This window comes from Kitasatospora sp. NPDC018058, from assembly GCF_044327205.1.
In the GTDB taxonomy this organism is placed as follows: Bacteria; Actinomycetota; Actinomycetes; order Streptomycetales; family Streptomycetaceae; genus Kitasatospora.
The window spans coordinates 80,103-97,761 of record NZ_JBIRFA010000006.1; the positions used below are offsets into that span (position 1 = coordinate 80,103).

At 75.7% G+C, this 17,659-nt stretch carries 14 protein-coding genes; 10 read left to right on the forward strand and 4 right to left on the reverse strand.

Annotated features, from left to right (window positions below; translation table 11 throughout):
• Window positions 1-51 precede the first annotated feature (51 nt).
• Window positions 52-1,302 carry a hypothetical protein gene (locus tag ACH4E7_RS10380; protein ID WP_396248590.1) on the reverse strand — a complete coding sequence of 417 codons (1,251 nt, stop codon included), beginning with the start codon at window positions 1,300-1,302 and terminating at the stop codon, window positions 52-54.
• Window positions 1,303-1,552: 250 nt separating this feature from the next.
• Here ACH4E7_RS10380 and ACH4E7_RS10385 point away from each other — a divergent pair, with 250 nt between their 5' ends.
• The 3 genes from ACH4E7_RS10385 (at window position 1,553) to ACH4E7_RS10395 (ending at window position 5,168) form a co-directional block, all read left to right on the forward strand.
• Window positions 1,553-2,326: an ABC transporter ATP-binding protein gene (locus tag ACH4E7_RS10385; RefSeq protein ID WP_396248592.1), complete on the forward strand. Its 774-nt coding sequence runs from the start codon at window positions 1,553-1,555 to the stop codon at window positions 2,324-2,326.
• A 5-nt stretch (window positions 2,327-2,331) separates the two neighbouring features.
• Window positions 2,332-3,723, forward strand: a complete 1,392-nt coding sequence (locus tag ACH4E7_RS10390) for an FtsX-like permease family protein (protein ID WP_396248593.1) — start codon at window positions 2,332-2,334, stop codon at window positions 3,721-3,723.
• 248 nt (window positions 3,724-3,971) lie between these two features.
• Window positions 3,972-5,168 carry a sensor histidine kinase gene (locus ACH4E7_RS10395; RefSeq protein WP_396248594.1) on the forward strand — a complete coding sequence of 399 codons (1,197 nt, stop codon included), beginning with the start codon at window positions 3,972-3,974 and terminating at the stop codon, window positions 5,166-5,168.
• 131 nt (window positions 5,169-5,299) lie between these two features.
• Here the strand turns inward: ACH4E7_RS10395 and ACH4E7_RS10400 are convergent, their stop codons facing one another.
• On the reverse strand, window positions 5,300-5,965 hold the full coding sequence (locus ACH4E7_RS10400; protein WP_396248595.1) for a response regulator transcription factor: 666 nt from the start codon (window positions 5,963-5,965) through the stop codon (window positions 5,300-5,302).
• Window positions 5,966-6,073: 108 nt separating this feature from the next.
• Here ACH4E7_RS10400 and ACH4E7_RS10405 point away from each other — a divergent pair, with 108 nt between their 5' ends.
• The 6 genes from ACH4E7_RS10405 (at window position 6,074) to ACH4E7_RS10430 (ending at window position 14,558) form a co-directional block, all read left to right on the forward strand.
• Window positions 6,074-6,571, forward strand: a complete 498-nt coding sequence (locus tag ACH4E7_RS10405) for a MarR family winged helix-turn-helix transcriptional regulator (RefSeq protein WP_396248596.1) — start codon at window positions 6,074-6,076, stop codon at window positions 6,569-6,571.
• 125 nt (window positions 6,572-6,696) lie between these two features.
• On the forward strand, window positions 6,697-8,022 hold the full coding sequence (locus tag ACH4E7_RS10410; RefSeq protein ID WP_396248812.1) for an MFS transporter: 1,326 nt from the start codon (window positions 6,697-6,699) through the stop codon (window positions 8,020-8,022).
• A gap of 171 nt (window positions 8,023-8,193) precedes the next feature.
• Entirely contained in the window at window positions 8,194-9,357 is a 1,164-nt protein-coding gene (locus ACH4E7_RS10415; RefSeq protein ID WP_396248597.1) for an AAA family ATPase, read from the forward strand.
• Window positions 9,354-9,800 (forward strand): hypothetical protein, encoded by a 447-nt coding sequence (locus ACH4E7_RS10420; protein ID WP_396248599.1) that lies wholly within the window; start codon window positions 9,354-9,356, stop codon window positions 9,798-9,800. The genes ACH4E7_RS10415 and ACH4E7_RS10420 overlap by 4 nt, the downstream gene beginning before the upstream one ends.
• 100 nt (window positions 9,801-9,900) lie before the next feature.
• Window positions 9,901-11,568, forward strand: coding sequence for a hypothetical protein (locus tag ACH4E7_RS10425; protein WP_396248600.1), 1,668 nt, complete (start codon window positions 9,901-9,903; stop codon window positions 11,566-11,568).
• Window positions 11,568-14,558 carry a bpX6 domain-containing protein gene (locus tag ACH4E7_RS10430; protein ID WP_396248601.1) on the forward strand — a complete coding sequence of 997 codons (2,991 nt, stop codon included), beginning with the start codon at window positions 11,568-11,570 and terminating at the stop codon, window positions 14,556-14,558. The genes ACH4E7_RS10425 and ACH4E7_RS10430 overlap by 1 nt, the downstream gene beginning before the upstream one ends.
• Window positions 14,559-14,703: 145 nt before the next feature.
• Here ACH4E7_RS10430 and ACH4E7_RS10435 read toward each other — a convergent pair whose 3' ends face one another.
• Window positions 14,704-15,429: a TioE family transcriptional regulator gene (locus ACH4E7_RS10435; protein ID WP_396248603.1), complete on the reverse strand. Its 726-nt coding sequence runs from the start codon at window positions 15,427-15,429 to the stop codon at window positions 14,704-14,706.
• A 96-nt stretch (window positions 15,430-15,525) separates the two neighbouring features.
• Between ACH4E7_RS10435 and ACH4E7_RS10440 the strand changes: the two genes are divergently transcribed.
• Window positions 15,526-16,671: an erythromycin esterase family protein gene (locus ACH4E7_RS10440; protein ID WP_396248604.1), complete on the forward strand. Its 1,146-nt coding sequence runs from the start codon at window positions 15,526-15,528 to the stop codon at window positions 16,669-16,671.
• Between the two features lie 7 nt (window positions 16,672-16,678).
• Here the strand turns inward: ACH4E7_RS10440 and ACH4E7_RS10445 are convergent, their stop codons facing one another.
• Entirely contained in the window at window positions 16,679-17,623 is a 945-nt protein-coding gene (locus ACH4E7_RS10445) for a LysR family transcriptional regulator (protein ID WP_396248605.1), read from the reverse strand.
• Window positions 17,624-17,659: the final 36 nt, after the last annotated feature.

Genomic DNA, 17,659 nt, shown 5'->3' on the forward strand with positions numbered 1-17,659 from the left:
ATGGGGCCTTGGACAACAGGTGGATCGGGGGTGGCTGTGGATTGGCTGCGGCTACACCCCGACGTCCCAGAAGAAGCGGCCCTCCAGGCCGTCCGGGCTGAGGAAGCCGAAGCCGTCGCCGTAGTCGAAGTCGAGGAAGAACGGATCGTCCTCCTCACAGGCGTCCGAGAGGGAGAAGAGGTACCGCCAGTCCGGGCCGACCTCGGCCCGGCCGCTCGGGAAGGAGGGGATGCCACCGAGGTGGTCGTGGACGTGCGGGCCGTCCGGGAACGGGACCTCGGGGCCCTCGCCGCGCCAGTACCGCTGGAAGGCGGCCCGTCCGTCCATCGACCGGTTCAGGTCGGCCGACAGCGGCACCAGGTCGAGGTGGAACTCGACCGGGGTCCGCTCGCCGTCGGGCTCGCGCCGCCAGAGCGTACGGCCCCGGGTGCCGGGCGGGCCGATGACGGCGAAGGGCGGGATCCGCCCGCCCGGCTGGATGAGCAGCAGGCCGTCGCCCGCCTCGGGATCGCGGCCGCCCATGAGGGCGTCGTCCGCGGCGAGGAAGAGGTAGGCGAGCCGCGACTCCTCGCCCGGGACGGGGAACTGGCCGATGAACACCAGCGGTTCGCCGGTGGTGGGGGAGAGCGGCCAGGCGGGTTCGGCCAGCCAGCAGGGCCGGCCGCCGAGCTTGGGGACCGGGGCGGTGATCGGCTGCCCGGCCCGGCGCGGGGAGAGCTCCAGGCGGGGGAGGAAGGCGGCGTCGTGCGGACCGGTGGCGGTGCCGGTCGGGTGCGTGGCTACGCGGTGGCCTCGGGGGGCGGTGCGGTGGAGGGAGGCGTGGTCGAAGCGGAAGGGCGGCTGGTGGCGCGGCTTCCGGCCGGGGGCCAGGGGCGGGCGGTGTCGGACGTGCCGGGAGAGGTGAAGCGTGTCGTACCACAGACTGCCCCCGTCACTCGGATCGGGCACGGGCAGGCCTTCGGCACGCAGCGCCTCCACCAACTCGTGGGCGGGCCAGCCGAACAGATCGATCCCGTGGTACCCGACCGGGCAGACGGGCCGGTCGTCGTTCGGGTTCCGGCCCACCACGACGCTCCGCAGGTCGTCACCGTCGCCCGAGGAGAGTGTGACCGCCACTCCGGGCAGCTCGAAGCCCAGCGCCCAGCGGGAGCCGCAGACGAAGGTCGGACGCACCCCGTCCGGCAGCAGCTCGCCGTGCGGGGCCAGCAGCGCGCGCACCGCCGCCTCGGTGAGGCCGAAGCGCAGTTCGGGCAGCGGGGCGGGCAGGCGGACGCCGTGGCCGGGCAGCAGGTCGATGGTCACCTGATCATGATCCCTCCTGGGGCGGGTCGAGGGGAGCCGGTTTTCGCGGCCGGACGGGTGCGGGCCCCGGGCGGCCCTTCGAGCAGCCCCGGGCCTTTGCCGCCGACCGGTCGAACCGCGCCCCGGGCGGCCCCGACGACGATTCCCTGACTCAGGATCACCGGCCCCCCGCGGGGTTCGGTTTTCCGAACCCCGCATCGGGGTGCCAGCACAATCGATCTCCCGGTCCCGGATGCCCAGGATTGAGGGCATGAACGGGAGGACGACAGCCGCCGCAGGGGCGGCGCGCGACACGGTGACGGGCGCGGCGCTCACCGGTGAGGGGCTGCACCGCGAGTACGGGCGCGGCGCGGCCGCCGTCCGGGCGCTGCGCGGGGTCTCCGTGGCCTTCGCGCCGGGGACGTTCACGGCGGTGATGGGGCCCTCGGGCTCGGGCAAGACCACCCTGCTGCACTGCCTGGCCGGGATGGACCGCCCCACCCGGGGCGCCGTCCGCTGGGGCGGTACGGAGGTGTCCCGGCTGCCCGAACGGCGGCTGGCGGAACTACGGCGCGCCAGGGTCGGGTTCGTCTTCCAGTCCTTCAACCTGATGCCCGCGATGACCGTCGCGCAGAACGTCGAGCTGCCAGGCCGGTTGGCCGGCCGTCCACCGGAGCGCGCCCGGGTTCGGGAGGCGCTCGCCCGGGTCGGCCTGGCCGGGCGAGAGCGCCACCGGCCCGGCGAGCTGTCGGGCGGCCAGCAGCAGCGGGTGGCGATCGCCCGCGCGCTGGTCGCCCGGCCGGAGGTGCTGTTCGCCGACGAGCCCACCGGCGCGCTGGACCGGGCGACCGGCCACGACATCCTCGACCTGCTGCGTGCGGGGGTGGACGTGGACGGGCAGACGTGCGTGATGGTCACGCACGATCCGGTGGCCGCCGGGTACGCGGACCGGGTGCTGCTGCTTGCGGACGGGGTGCTGGTGGACGAGCTGATCCGGCCCACGGCGGCGCAGGTCGGCGAGCGGCTGAGCCGGTTGGGCGGGTGAGGGCGATGAGTGGGTCCGTGCTGGCCCTGGCGGTCGGTCAGATCCGGCGCCGACCGACGGCCTTCGCCGGTTTGGCGGCGGCGCTGTTCCTGGCGGTCGGGGCGGTGACGCTGTTCGGCTCACTGGCCGCGGCGCAGCTCACGGCCCCGGCGGCCGTGACCCGGGCCGCGGTGGCCGGGCCCGGCCTGGTGGTGATCGCCGGGGCGTTCGGCGAGATCGCCGTCCTGGTCGCGCTGTTCGTCGTGGTCAACGCGCTGGGCTTCACCCTCCGGCAGCAGCACCGTGACCTCGCGCTGCTGCGGACGGTCGCGGCGACACCCCGGCAGATCCGGCGGCTGGTCCGCGCCCAGGTCGCGGCGACGGTCCTGTTGGCCGTCGTCCCCGGCTGCGCGGTGGGCTCGCTCGGGGCCCGCGCCGTCCTCGCCGCGCTCCAGCGGCGTGGCATGGCCGCGCCCGGCCTGCGGATACCCGGGACGCCCGTGCCGATGCTGATCGCGCTCGCGGTGGCGCTGCTCGTCGGCCTGGCGGCCACCGCCGTCGCGGTCCGGCGGGTCACCCGGCCCGCCCCGGCCGCCGCGCTGACCGACGGCGCGGCCGGACAGCGGCGGACGGGGGTGCTGCGGTTGCTGGCGGGGGCGGCGGTGTCGACGGGCGGTGTCCTGTTGCTGCGGCTGGCCGCCGGCAGGCCGGCCGGGGAGTTGGACAAGGCGGGGCAGGCGGCGATGCTCGGTTCGCTGGTGCTGCTGGCGGCGGTCGGGCTGCTGGGGCCACTGGCGGCGCGGGTGCCGGCAGCGGTGCTGGGCGTCCCGGTCCGGGTGCTGGTGCCTCGGGCGGGCTGGCTGGCGGACGCCAACCTGCGGGGGTACGCGGCCCGGCTCGCCTCGGCGGTGGTGCCGGTCGCGCTGCTGGTCGGGCTCTCGGCGACGATGCTGATCACGACCACCACCGCCGAGCACGCGGCCCTGGCGACCGGTGCGACGACCAGCGTCACCAAGGCGAGCGATGTCTGGCTGCGGCAGGCGGAGCTCGGGCTGCTGGTCTGCTTCGCGGCGGTCTCCACGGTCAACACCCTGATCGCGCTGACCGCCGACCGGCGCCGCGAGTTCGCGCTGCTGCGGCTGGTCGGGGCGACGCGCGGGCAGCTGTTGCGGATGCTGTCCGTCGAGGCCGCCCTGACGACGGCGGTGGGTGTGCTGCTGGGCGCAGCGGTGGCGGCCGCGGCGACGGGGGCTTTCAGCCGGGCGGTCACCGGCTCGATGGTTCCGGTGGTGCCGGGCACGGCCTGCGCCTGGGTGGTGGCCGGCGCGGCGGTGCTCACGGTGCCGGGGATCGTGGGCACGGGGCTGTGGGCGGTCGGCGGGAGTGCGGTGCGGGAGGTGGGCGGGGAGCGGGGATGAGGCGTCGGGTTGCGGGTGGTGAGCGGCGGGTGTTGGCGGCGGCTCGGGGAGTGGGAGGTGAGATGCGCGATGGTCCGGGCGGCCGGCCGTGGCGGTGGGTGCTGAGGGCCGTGTGACCTGGCGGTCGCCGGGGTGGGTGTGCGGCGGTCGGGCCGGTGCCCGGGGGATGCTGGGGGCCGGTTGATCAGTGGACGGTGAGGCGCGTGGTGGCTAGATGGCGGCGGGTTCTGACGGTGCGGGGCGGTGACGTGGCGTTCGCCGTCCTGGGGCTGCCGCTCGGGGTGCTGGGCGGGGTCTACGCCGTGGCCGTGCTCTACGCGGGGGTGCTGCTCTCGCTCACCGTCCTGGGGCTGCCGTTCCTGGTGGCCGCCCTGGTCGGGGCGCGGGGGATCGGTGGGCTGCACCGGCGGCTGGTCGGGCGGCTGCTGGGCGAGCAGGTGGCCGCGCCGCCGCCGCGGGAACGTCCCTCCGGGGCGCTCGCCCGGGGGAGGGTGGTGCTGACCGACCCGGTGGCCTGGCGGGCGCTGCTCTACCTCTTCCTACGGCTGCCGCTCGGGACGCTCGGCTTCCTGGTCGTGGTCGGGCTGCCGCTGAGCTGCGTCTGGCTGGCGGGCTTCCCGCTGTGGGTACGGCTGTTGGAGCCGGGGCCACGGCCGGTGGGCTGGCTGGACGTGCTGGGGCTGCCGGCCGGCCTCGCGGTGCTCGCCGCCGTACCGGCCGCGCTGCGGGCCCTGAGTCGCGCCAACCGCGTCCTCGCCCGGGTGCTGCTCGGGCCGGTGCGCTCGCAGCAGCGGGTGCGCGAGCTGGAGAGCGCGCGGGCCACGCTGCTCGCCGAGAGCACCGACCGGCTGCGGCGATTGGAACGCGACCTGCACGACGGCACCCAGGCGCAGTTGGTCGCGCTCGCCATCACCCTCTCGCTGGCCGACGACGCCCTCGCCGACCTGGCCCCCGACCCGGGCCCCGGCGCCGGGATCGGACGGCTGCGCGCCCTGGTCGACCGGGCCCGCGGGCAGACCGATGACACCATCGCCGGGCTGCGCCGCCTGACCCGGGGCATCCACCCGGTGGCGCTGGACGGCGGGTTGGCCGAGGCGCTGCCCGGACTCACCGCCACCTCGCCGGTCCCGGTCACGGTCCGGCTGGACCTGCGGGAGCGGCCGGAGGAGGTGATCGAGCACGCCGTCTACTTCTGCGCGGCGGAGCTGCTCACCAACGTCGCCAAGCACAGCGGCGCGGACACGGCCGAGCTGACCGCGAGCGCGGCCGGCGGGCGGGTACGGCTGACGGTCCGTGACGACGGTCGCGGCGGTGCGGCGATCGGCGCGGGCACCGGGCTGGCGGGGCTGATCGAACGGCTCGCGGCGGTGGACGGGATGCTGCGGGTGGACAGCCCGCCCGGCGGGCCGACGACCGTCACCGCCGAGCTGCCCGGCAGGTTGTGACGCACCCGGACCCGGACCCGCGCGCACCCACCCGCACCCTCACTCTCACCCGCACCTGCGCCTGCATCTGCGCCTGCATCTGCGCCTGGGCCGGGCCCCGGACCGAACCCGCGCCTGCGCCGGGAGGCCGGTCAGGCGCCGGTCTCCGCGAGGTAGGCGAGGACCGCCTTGACCCGTCGGTTGTCGGCGTCCGTCGCGGGCAGGGCGAACTTGGTGAACACGGCGGCCACGTGCTTCTCCACCGCCCGCTCCGACACCGTGAGCAGCCCGGCGATCGAGCGGTTGGAACGGCCCTGGGCCATCAGCTCCAGCACCTCCCGCTCGCGTGCGGTGAGCGAGTCCACCCGGCTGCGTCGGCCGCCGTTCATCAGCCCGTTGACGATCTCCGGGTCGAGCGCCGTGCCGCCCTCGGCGACCCGGTGCAGGGCGTCCACGAACTCGGAGGTGCGGGCCACCCGTTCCTTGAGCAGGTAGCCGATGCCGGCGGCGCCGCCGGCGAGCAGCCGGGCCGCCCAGGCGGTCTCCACGTGCTGGGAGAAGACCAGGATCCCGACCTCGGGCGAGGCGGCCCGGATCTCGACCGCCGCCCGGATGCCCTCGTCGGTGTGGGTGGGCGGCATCCGGATGTCCACCACGGCCACGTCGGGCCGGTGCTCGGCCACGGCGGCGATCAGCTCGGGGGCCGTACCGGCGATGGCGACCACCGTGCAGCCGCGGGCGGTCAGGAGCTCGACCATGCCGTCCCGGAGGATCACCGAGTCCTCGGCGAGGACGACGCGGAGCTGCTTGTCGATCATGACGCCATTATCGGGGTGTGCCGGGACCGCCGGGTGCGGGAGTCCGGCGTCGACGGAAAATATACAGCGAGACTGGACAGTCCAGACTGATGAAATTACCGTGGAACCGTGACCGAGAAGCGAACCTCCCCAGCCGCCCTCGAAACCCCCGCCGACTCCACGCACCCCGCCGACCTTGCGGACTCCGCGGCCGTGGCAGCCCGGGAACTGCGCGCCGTCTTCAGCCGGCTGCGCCGTACCCTCCTGGAGAAGATCCAGGGCGGCAGCGATCTCACCCCCTCCCAGACCGCCGTGCTCAGCAGGCTGATCGGCGAGGGCCCGGCCTCGCCCAGCGCGCTGGCCGCCGCCGAGCGGGTCCGTCCGCAGTCCATGGCCGCCACCCTGGCCGCACTGGAGGAGCACGGGCTGGTCGGGCGGCGGCCCGACCCCGAGGACGGCCGCCGCCAGCTGGTCGGTCTGACCGAGGCGGGCCTGGCGTGGATCGCGGACAGCCGTCGGGCGCGTGAGGAGTGGCTGGCCCGGGCCCTCCAGGAGGAGTTCACCGAGGCCGAGCGGGCCGCCGTGCTGGAGGCGTTGCCGCTGATCGATCGGTTGAACCGGCGATGACCGGCCCGTCGACCCTGCTCGCCCGGCTCCGGGGCCGCCGTTGTTCGCCGGGTGGTCAGCTGCCCGAGCGTCACGATGAACAGCCCACCCCGGGCGCCGAGTTCAACCATCGGCTGCTCGCGCCGATGGTGCTCGGTTCGGTGCTCAACCCGATCAACTCCTCGATGATCGCGGTGGCCCTGGTCCCGATCGGCGCCGCCTTCGGTGCGTCGCCCGCCGAGACCGCCTGGCTGGTCACCGCGCTCTACCTCGCCACGGCCGTCGGTCAACCGGTGATCGGGCGGCTGGTGGACGACTACGGGCCGCGCCGGCTCTACCTGGCCGGAACGGCCCTGGTCGGTCTGGCCGGAGTGCTCGGCGCGCTGGCGCCCTCGCTCGGGGCGCTGGTCGTCGCCCGGGTGCTGCTCGGCCTCGGCACCTCCGCCGCCTACCCCGCCGCGATACACCTCACCCGCAGCGAAGCCGAGCGGACCGGGCAGAGCAGCCCCGCCGGTGTGCTGGCCGTGCTCGCCGTCGCCGGCCAGACCGTCGCGGTGATCGGGCCCACCCTCGGGGGTCTGCTGATCGGACTCGGCGGCTGGCGGACGGTCTTCGCCGTCAACGTCCCGCTGTCGCTGACCTGTCTGGCGCTCGGCGCCGCCCGCCTGCCCGCCACGGCGCCGCGCCGTGGCCGGGGGAACCGGCTCGACCACGCCGGGATCGCGCTGTTCGCGATCCTCCTGCTGGCGCTGATGCTGTTCGTGATGAAGCCCGGCACCGCGCGCTGGTACCTGCCGGTGCTCACCGTCCTGGCCGCCGTCGGCTTCGCGGTGCGCGAGACGCGGACCCGCAACCCCTTCATCGACCTGCGGGCGCTCGCCCGCAACCGTCCGCTGATCGCCACCTATCTGCGCCAGGTCCTCGGCAGCACCGGCACCTACGCCTTCCTCTACGGCTACACCCAGTGGCTGGAGGAGGGGCGCGGCCTGAGCGCGGCCTCCGCCGGGCTGGTCGTGCTGCCGCTCTCGCTCACCGGCCTCGCGTCCGCCGCCGTCACCGGCCGCAGTGCGGCCGTGCGTGGCAAGCTGGTGATCGGATCGGTCTTCCAAATGGCCGCCTGCGCCGCCCTGTTGCTGCTGGGTTCGACCAGTGGAGTCGCACTGCTGATCGCCGTCGGCGTCCTGGCCGGCATCCCGCAGGGGCTGATCGGACTCGGCAACCAGAGCGCCCTGTACCACCAGGCCGACCCGGCCGCCGTCGCCGCCGCGGCCGGGCTACTGCGCACCTTCATGTACCTCGGCGCGATGGCGGCCTCGGCGGCGACCGCCGCCTCCTTCCCGGACGGCGCCACCACGGGCGGGCTGCACCACCTCGCGCTGTTCATGCTCGGCGGTGCGGCCCTGCTCTTCGTCGTCATCCTCCCCGACCGCTCACTCGGCCGGGTGGGAACCGCTGCCGTGAAACCGAACTGACGGAGTGTGATTCCCGGTCGACCGCTACCGCACCCATCAGGGCCCGCACGGCCGGTCCGTGATCGCCCTGCACCGCTCCGGCCGACGCGGCGAGGCCCTGGAGGCCCTGGAGGCCCACCAACGGAAACCCGCTGGTAGGCGCCGCCCGGGCCGCCGTAGACTCCCGTGCTCGTGACCGAGACCATCACCACCGCCCCGACGCCCGGCCCCGCCGCCTCGCCCTCCGACGCCGAGCTGATAGCCGCCGCCGTGGCCGCCGCCGGAAGGGGAATGGTCGGGCGCGAGACCGTGGCCGAGGTGGTGGCGCTGTGCGCGGTCGCGGGTGAGCACCTGTTGGTGGTCGGCGCCCCGGGCACGGCCAAGTCGGAGGCGGTCCGGCGGGTCGCGGCGCAGCTCGGCGGCCGGTACTTCGAGTACCTGCTCGGCCGCTTCACCGAGCCCAACGAACTGTTCGGCCCCGTCGACCTGCGCCGACTCCGGGAGGGGCGGGTCGAGTTCGAGACCGCCGGAATGCTGCCCGAGGCCGAGATCGCCTTCCTGGACGAGATCTTCCTCGGCTCCACCGCTGTCCTCAACACCCTGCTCGGCCTGCTCAACGAACGGGTCTTCCGGCGCGGCCGCACCACCCTCGCCAGCCCGCTGCGGATCTGCGTCGGCGCCGCCAACCACCTGCCCGAGGACCCGGCGCTGGCCGCCTTCGCCGACCGCTTCCTCGCCCGGGTCTTCGTCGAGCCGGTCGCGGACGCCCGCCTGGAGGAGCTCCTGGAGTCCGGCCGCCGCCCGGCCGCCCCCAGCGCCACCGCAGACCTGCTCGGCGCGCTCGACCGGCTGGCCGCCGCCGCCCGTGACTGCGACCTGGACGCCGTCACCCCGCTGCTGGCCACCGCCCTGCGCCGACTGCGGGCGGCGGGCGTGCCGATCAGCGACCGACGCGCCGTCCGCTCCCAGAACCTCGTCGCGGCCGCCGCCGTCCTCGACGGCCGCACCGCCGCCTCCGCCCGCGACCTGTGGGTGCTCCCGCTGATCGCCCCCACCGCCGACAGCCAGACCCTGGCCCGCGAGACCCTGGCCGATCTGATCGACCAGGCCGCCAACCGCAGCCTGACGCACACCGCCGAGGAGCTCTCCCGCAGCACCGCCGCCCGCGCCGAACGGCTGATGCGCACCGGCGCCGCGCTGCTCGCCGAGCACGGCGGGCTGCCGGACGGTCCGGACTCCCGGCTGCGGCTGGAGGCCGTACTGCGCGAGATCGACGCCGGCTTCGACCCGGCGGACCTGCCGGCACCGCTGGCCGGCATCCGGGCGGGCCTGGTCGCGGTGGTCGCACCCTCGTGACCGGTGTTCCGCTCCGCTGGGAGCGCCGCGAACCCCCGCTGGAGGCCGTGGCCGTGCTGGCCCTCGGGTCTGCGGTTCCCGTCCTCGCGGCCGCGGCGCGGTCCCGGATTCAGTCCGGTCGCCGACTCGCGGTGGCGGGCGACGAGGGCGCGCTGCTGGTCCTCGGCGAGGTGGCGGACCTGCCGTGGGCCGACGGCGCCCGCTACCTCGGCTCGGAGGGCGGAGTGCTGGTCCCGACCACGGCCCGCCCCCAGCCGCCGGCCGCGCTGTGGCGAGCGGCCCTCGGGGCGACGGAGGAACGGCTCTGCGTGCTGGTCCCCGGGCACGCGCTGGTCACCGACCCGCCGGCGCCCGGCTGCGACCCGACGGGGCTGGACCCGTTCCTGGGCGGCGCGGCTCAGGAGGACGGCACCACCGCGGCCGAAGGGGGACCGAGCGCATGATCGACCGGACCGGGCACCACAAGCTCCATGACGAGCCGGGGGCCGCCTTCCTCGCGTCCTCGGACGAGCGGCACCGGCGCGATGACAACGGAGCCCCGGCATGACCACCGCGCTCGCGCCGTGGGCCGCGACGCTCTCCGCGCTCACGCCCGAACTCGCCACCGCGCTGGGCCCGTTGCTGCGGTGCCTGGACGCGCTGATCGGCGAGCGTGAGTCCGTCACCGGGGCCGAGGGGGAGCCGGACGGGTACGGCGGGCTGGCGCGTAGCGGCCGGCCGGAGCAGTTGCTGCCCTCCGAGTGGCTGCTCGCCGAGGAGTTCCCCGAGGAGTTCCTGCGCCGCTGGAGCGACAACGAACTGCTCCATCTGGCGCCCGAGTTGAACGAACCGGTCAGCCGGGGCCAGGTCGTCGCGCTGGTGGACGCCGGTCCGGCGCAGGCGGGAGCCGCCCGGCTGGTCCAGCTGGCCGCGCTGCTGGTCCTGCACCGACGCGCCGCCGCCCACGGCAGTGAGCTGCTGGTCGGCGTGCTCGGGGACCCGCCCGGGCAGCTGATCGGCGGCGACCTCGCCGAGCTGCTGCCGCGCTGGCTCAAGGCCCGGCGGCACGGCGACCCCACCCCCGAGGACGTCCGCTACGCGGAGCGGGCGCTGGACGCCGCCGCCCGGACCTGGCTGCTCACCTCGCCCCGCCTCGCGGCTCAACTGCCCGCCCGGAGGCGGACAGTGGTCAGTGAGGAGGCCTCCTGGAACGCCGACGGGGTCGGGCAGGTCCGGGTCCGGGTGAACGGCGAACCGGCCGTGGAACTCCCGCTGCCCCCGGCGCGGATCGCGGTACGGGCCCTGCGCGGCGCCGAGTTCGGCAACTCGGCGGACCTGAGCGCGCCGCTGTCCGGCGTCGGGGGCGCGCTGCCCGCCTTCACCACCGGCGCCAGCGCCCTGCTCACCCGGGGCCGGGAGTCCTTCGTGCTGATCGCCCTGGGGCTGGCGGGCGGCGGAGCCGTCGACGGCGCCGCGCGGCCGCGCCGCCACCAGCTGCCCGGTCCGGTCATCGCGGCCGGGCGCCAGGGCGGGCGGCTGCTGGTGCTGTACAGCCACGCTGACCGGCTGACGCTGCATGTGAGCGGCCGCGCGCTGGGCGACCCCGACCGCTACACGGTCAAGGCGGTGGACGTCGATCTGCCCAGGGCCGGCTCCGCCGAGTTCGCCGAGCTGATGGCACAGCCCGTGCTGCCGCTGCTGCGCGAGGGCGACGACCTCCTGCTGCCGCTGGCCGGCCAGTGGCGGCGGATCGCCCCCGGCGGCCGGGTGGGCAACGACGGGCCGGTGGTCTCCACCGAGGGCGGGCGGCCGTTCTGCCGGGCCCGCGAGCCCAGGCTGTCGGCCGCCCCGGTGCCGCGCGCGGCGGCCGAGGCGGCGCACCTGGTGCACGGCGCGGGCTCGGTCGGCTGGTCCGCCGACGGACGGGAGTGGGAGGTGCAGGGCATGAACGGGAGCCGGCGGATCGTCCTCGGGGGCGGGGCGGACGAGGTGATCGGGCTGGTCGAGGACGGGACCGAACCCGTGCTGATCACCCGCACCACCGCCGCCGGGCTGGTCCGTGCCGTCCGCGCCGACGGCGTCCGGACGCTCACCGGCCTGTCCGGCGGCTCGACCGCCCCCGCCGTCCACCCCCGGCTGCCGCTGATCGCCGCAGAACCGCGCCCGGGCCGGGTGGTGGTCGCCCACGCGGTCAGCGGGCGGTCGCACGCTGTGATCAGGAGTACCGACTGATGAGTTCCCCCGTGACGTCCCCCGTCGACGCGGTCGGGTTCGTGCTCGACGTGCCGGTGATCGGCGCCGCCGAGGCGGCCGAGCGCACCCTCGCTCACTGGCAGGACGGCGCTCGGCTCTCCGAACTGCCGGACGGCCGCTGGCTGTTGACCCTGGTCGAGCCGGTCCGGATCCGCGTCGACCGCGCGCCCGGCGAGCCACTGCGGGCTGCCGGTGGGGCGCTGGTCGCGGCCGGGGCGTCGGGCGGCTCCTCGGGTGAAGTCGCCCTGACTGTGGCTGGTGTGACGAAACGTCATGTCATCCCCGAGCTGCGCACGTTGGACCCGTCGGACTGGCTGGACCTGAGCGGCCTCACCCTCCACCGGCTGGCGCCGGTCGGAACTCCCGCCGTGGCGGAGCCGGTTGAGACCGACCTCCCGCGCCCGCCCGCCATGGACCTGCGGGCCGCGGCCGGCATCGCCGAGCCCAGCGAGCGCGCCGGACGGTTCCTGGGCGAGCGCCGCGGAACGGCGGGGCGAACGCGCCCGTCCTGGCAGCTGCTCGTCGTCGGCGTGGTCGTGGCCCTGGCGCTCTACCTCGCGCTGACCACCTATGGCAGGTTCGCCAGCGTCCCGATCATCTTCCCGGTCGGCATCGGCGCGCTCGTCGGTCTGTCGGTCGTGCCGTACGCCCGAACCCGGAGCGGCCGTTACGGCCGTAAGGGCCGGACTGGCCGAAGTGTCCGGATCGTCCGGAGCGGGCTCGCCGGGGGACGCGAGTGGTGGTCCTTCTTCGTCCCCGCCCTCCTGTGCCTCCTGTTCGGCGTCGCCGGGCTCATCGCCACGGGATTCGCCGGCGGACTGCTCCTGCTGACGCTCCTCGGGGCCTGCGGGGTCGCCGTGTCCGTGCTGCCGCGGATCCCGGTCGTCGCCGAGCGTGCCCGCGCCGCTCGTACCGCCCGGCCGGCGCAGGCGGCCGCCCGCAGAGCCGGCGCCGGAACCGCCGCGGCGCGACAGCGCCCGTCGCGGCGCCCGCGCGGACAGTGGCTGGCCAGGCTCGCCCTGCGCACCCCCGTCGGTCCGCTGTTCCAGGAACGGCACGTCCGCTACCTGAATCAGCTCACCCGCTCGTTCCAGCGGCGCCGCTGGGAGGACGCCCTGCGCGACGCCCTCCCGCTGGCCGAGGGCACATCGCGGTCGGGGCTGCTGTCCTTGCGCCTGCCCGACCGGTACGCGGGCGAGCTGCGGCCCAGCCCGCAGGAGCGCGACGGGACGCCGATGGCCTCGCCGATCAGCGGGCCGACCGTCCACCAGCTCCTCACCGACCTCTACCGGGAGGCCGCCGAGGCACTGGAACGGGAGGGGCGGATCGACGAGGCCGCGTACGTCCTCGCCGACCTGCTGGTCGCGCCCGCCGAGGCCGTCGCCCTGCTGGACCGGCACGGCCGTGCCACGCAGGCCGCCGAACTCGCCGAGGGGCGCGGGCTGGCGGCGGAGCTGGTGGTCCGGCTCTGGTGGCGGGCCGGGCAGCGCGAGCGGGCGGTACGGATCGCCCAGCGGCGCGGCGCCTTCGCCGCCGCCGTCGAGCGCCTCAGCGAGAGCGACCCGGCGTCCGCCCGCGAACTGCGCACCGCCTGGGCGGAGCACCGCCGCCGGGCGGGCGATCGGCTCGGCGCGGTCGACGCCGCCTGGCCGGACGAGACGCTGCGCCCGGGGCTGGTCGGCGACCTGCGGGAGGCGCTGGAACTGGGCGGGGCGGCGCGCGGTCGCGCCCTGGTCCACCTGCTGGCCCTCGGTGAGGACGTCGCGGAGCTTGCGCGGGCCCTGTTCGCCGCGGAGGGCGCCGAAGGTACCGCCCTCGCCGCCGCCCTCACCGCCCTCGCCGACCTGCGGTGCGTCGACCCGGTCCTGGACCGCGAACTCGCCACCGCCGCCGTGCGCTCCCTGGTCCGCACCGACGGGCTCGCCGGACACCGCGACGCGCGCGGCGCCGCCGCCGTCCACACCCGGCTGTTGAAGCGCGCCGACCCGCTGGTCGCCGCCGACCTGGCGAAGCCGCGACCAGCCCGATCCGGCGGCGGCCCGCTGCTGGTCACCGCCGCCGACCGCCCCGGCGCCCTGCCCGTCCTGGACGCGGCCCACCTGGACTGCGGAGCCGTTCTGGCGGCCTGCGGCCAGGCAGGCGTCCGACTGATCGGCCCGGACGGCCGCACCCGCGCGCGCTGGGACGTGCCCGCCGCCCAGCTGGTCCTCGCCGACCACGGCGGCACCGCGCTGCTGGTCGCCCGCTACGGCGAGGTCCGCGAGCTGTTCCGGCTCGACCTCGCCACCCGCAAGGTCGAACGCTGGACAGCGCTGCGGGTACGTCAGCTCGTCCCCTCCTACGACGGCCGCCATCTGCTCACCGTCGACCAGGACGGCATCGCCGTGCTCGACACGCTCACCCCGCGCCCGACCGTCGTCCACCGCGAACTCGGCGGCGATCAGGTCGCCTTGAGACGGATCGCCCGCACCCCCGACAGCTGCGCGGCCCTGGTGCACACCCGGGCCGGCGCCCTCGCCGCCGAACTGACCGAACTGTGGCGCTGGGACCAGCCGGGCTGGGAGCTGCGCGCCCGTACGGCGGTCAACCCGACCGACGCCGTGGGTGCCGCGACCCTCGCCGACGGACGCATGCTCGCCGCCACGCCCAGCGACACCCCCGGCCGGAGCGTGCTCCGCTGGAGCGGCAACGGCACGGCCGAACAGACCGTCCCCGGCCGGGTCATCCTCGCCGCGGACGGCGCCCACTGGCTGTTCGCGTCCCCGTCCGAGGACGGCCTGCGCGTCACCGTCGGAGCGGCCGCCGGCGCCGCCTTCACCGCCGTCGTGCCCGGGGCGGCGGCCACGCCGATGGGCCTGCGGGCGCACGGCGGTGCGATCACCTGCTGGCACCGCACCGGCCGGGTGCTCGCGGTCAGCGCGGACGGTACCCGGCTGCTCGCCAACCTGCGCGTCACGGCGGCTCATTGACCTGCTTCAGGGCTGTTCTCGTCCGTCGTGCGAGCAGGCTCCAACCCTGACGCGCGGTCAGGGCCGAGCCGCTTCCTCCGCCGCCAGGCACAGCGCGCCGTCGCAGGTGCGCCGAGCCGCCTGGTCGGGCGGGGTCTCCTCGGTGCTATGCGAGGCCGCCGGGCCTGAGGGCGAGGTAGGCGTCGAGGCGGGTGGCGGCGGTGAGCATCGCGCGGCCGCGGGTGGTGAGGCGGTGGTGCCAGGCGTCGAGGGTGTCGGCCAGGGAGTCCGTTCCACCCGCCGTGCGGACCTGCTCCAGCACGGTGGCGATGTGGGGCAGTGGGTAGCCGCCGCGGCGCAGGAGATGGGCGAGTTCGGCGTCGCGGACGTCGTCGGGGCTGTAGCGGCGGTGGCCGGTGATGCGGTCGCGGGGTGGGGTGAGGATGCCGGCGGCCTCCCAGGTGCGCAGGGTGGCGGGGGTGAGGGCGAGGCGGTGGGCGAGGTCGCCGATGCTGAGCGGGCCGGGGATGCGCGGGCGGTGCTCGGCGGGTTCTCGGGGGTCGGCGGGCTCGGCCGTCAGGTGGTCGACGGCTCGGCGGACGGCGGTGAGGGTCTCGCGGTCGCGCAGGAGTTGGGCGTGGCCCTGGTCGACGGCGGTCAGGGCCTCGTCGAGGCGGTCGGCGTGGACGGCGGTCATGATCCGGCCGCCGGTGGCGTGCCCATACGCGGCGACCAGGGCGAGGTAGGCGCGCAGGGCGGCGGCGTGCGGTTCGGTGTAGATCCGGTAGCCGTTGGGGGTGCGCTCGGCGGGCGGGAGGAAGCCGTCGCGTTCGTAGTTGCGGACGGCCTGGGTCGAGAGGCCGTGTTCGCGTGCGAGGTCGGCGGGGCGCATGGTGGTGTTGGCCTCTCGTTTGATACTTTTCCCCAGAGTTGAGCGGTGCTGTCACTGAAAGTCTCAACCGAGCTTTCAAGGATACGCTTGAGGTCCATGAGTCAGGACATCAGAGACTTCCTCACCCCCTCCTGCGAACTCCTGGCGCTCGGCGAGCCGACGCACCAGGAACCGGCCTTCGGGCGGGTCCGCAACGAACTCTTCGCCCGACTGGTCGAGCGGGGCTACCGGTCGATCGCCCTGGAGACCGACCGGGTGGCCGCGCTCGCCGTGGACGACTACGTTCAGGGCGGCCCGGGCACCCTCGACGCGGTGCTGGCCGAGGGCTTCACGCACGGCTTCGGCACCCAGCCCGGAAACCGCCGACTCGTCGCCTGGACGCGGGAGTTCAACCGCGACCGGGAGCCCGGGGAGCGGCTGGCCTTTTACGGCTTCGACATCCCGACCGAGAACACCATGGCCCCCAGCCCCCGCGGCTATCTCGAACACGCCCGCGACTACCTCCAACTCGATGTCGACATCGCGGCGTTGACGGGCGAGGACGAGCGCTGGAGCCGCGAGCAGGCGGTACTGGACGCGGCGAGCTCGCCCGGCGCCACGGCCGAGGCCGGGACGCTGCGCCGCGTCGCCGACGACATGCTGATCCAACTGTACGTACGGGGGCCCGAGTTGATCGCGGCAGGCTCGCGAGCCGACTGGCTCCGGGCCGGGACGCATCTGCGGGCCGGGATCGGGCTGCTGCGCTACCACGCGCAGGCCGCGATCCAGGGCCTCGGGCTGAGCGACCGGGTGGCCGGGCTGCTCGGGCTGCGGGACGCGCTGATGGCGCAGAACCTGCTCGACATCCGCGCCGCCGAGGCGGAGCGCGGGCCGACCCTGGTGTTCGCCCACAACCTGCACCTCCAGCAGGCCCCGAGCAGCTGGGCGGGAGGGGAGCTGGACTGCCGCTGGAACGGTGCGGGCCGCATCGTCGGCCCGCTGCTGGGCGAGCGGTACGTCTACGTCGCCGGGAGCCTCGGGCGCAGCGAGGCGCTCGGCTTGGGCGAGCCGGCGCCCGGGACGTACGAGGCCCTGCTGCAGAGGCCGGACAGGGCATGGGGCTTGGTGGCGGCCTCGGCGCTCGGCGAAGCCCGTGCCCGTGCCGACACGGTCCCGCAGCAGGGCTACCGCTTCGACCGCTCGACCCTCCGTGGGGCGGCCGCCGTGCTGCACGTCGGCGACGGCGCGGCGGCGGCCGGGTAGGGGTTCGTCAAGGTCCCGGGTAGGCGGCGCGCAGATGGTCCAGCAGGGCGGCGGTCGGCGGTGCCGGCCGCCGCCCGCTCGGCCAGGCCAGGGCGATCCGCACGCGTGGGACGGGGTCGGTGAGCTGCCGGATCCGCAGATCGGGGGAGGGCCCCGGGTCCGGCAGCACCGCCACGCCGAGCCCGTGCGCGGCGAGTTCGGCCAACTGGGGTGGGGCGGCGGCCTCGACGGTCACGGTCGGGCTCGCCCCCACCTCGGCGAGGGCGCGTTCCAGGGCCGTCCGCAGACCGGTGCCGCGCGGTGTGCTCACCAGGGCGTGCCCGGCGAGCGCGGAGACGGGCAGGGGAACGTCCGGGGCGGCGGCGAGCGGATGGTCCTCGGGGCACACCGCGACCAGCGGTGTCTCCAGCACGGTGTGCAGGTCGAGCCCGGTGAGGCTCGTCCAGCCGTCGTCTCCCTCCTGCCCGCGCGCGGCGGTCGGCAGGCCGATCACGCCGAGGTCCAGCCTGCCCTCACGCAGGGCGGCCAGCATCCGTGCGGTGGTGTCCTCGGCGAGTGAGAAGTCGATGCCGGGGTGCTCCTGGCGGAAGGCGGCGAGCGTGGTGGCGAGCCCCGGGAAGGTGCCCAGAGCGGACGGCGGGGTGAGCGCCGCACCGGCGACCATGCCGAGCCGCACGTGCCCGCGCCGCAGCCCGCCGAACTCCTGCGCCGTCTGCCGGGCGGCCGCCGCTGCGGAGAGTGCGGCCCGGGCGTGCGGCAGCACCGCCTCGCCGACCCGGGTCAGCCGGACGGTGCGGCCCGAGCGATCGAGCAGCGGGTGCCCCAACTCCCTTTCCAGCTGCCGGATCTGGGCGCTCACTCCGGGCTGGCTCAGGTGCAGCAGTTCGGCCGCCCGGGTGAAGCTGCCGTGCTGGGCGACGGTGACGAAGTACTGGAGCTGCCGGAGTTCCATAACTGTTGATCATAGGTGGCAGAACTGCCTGGTCTT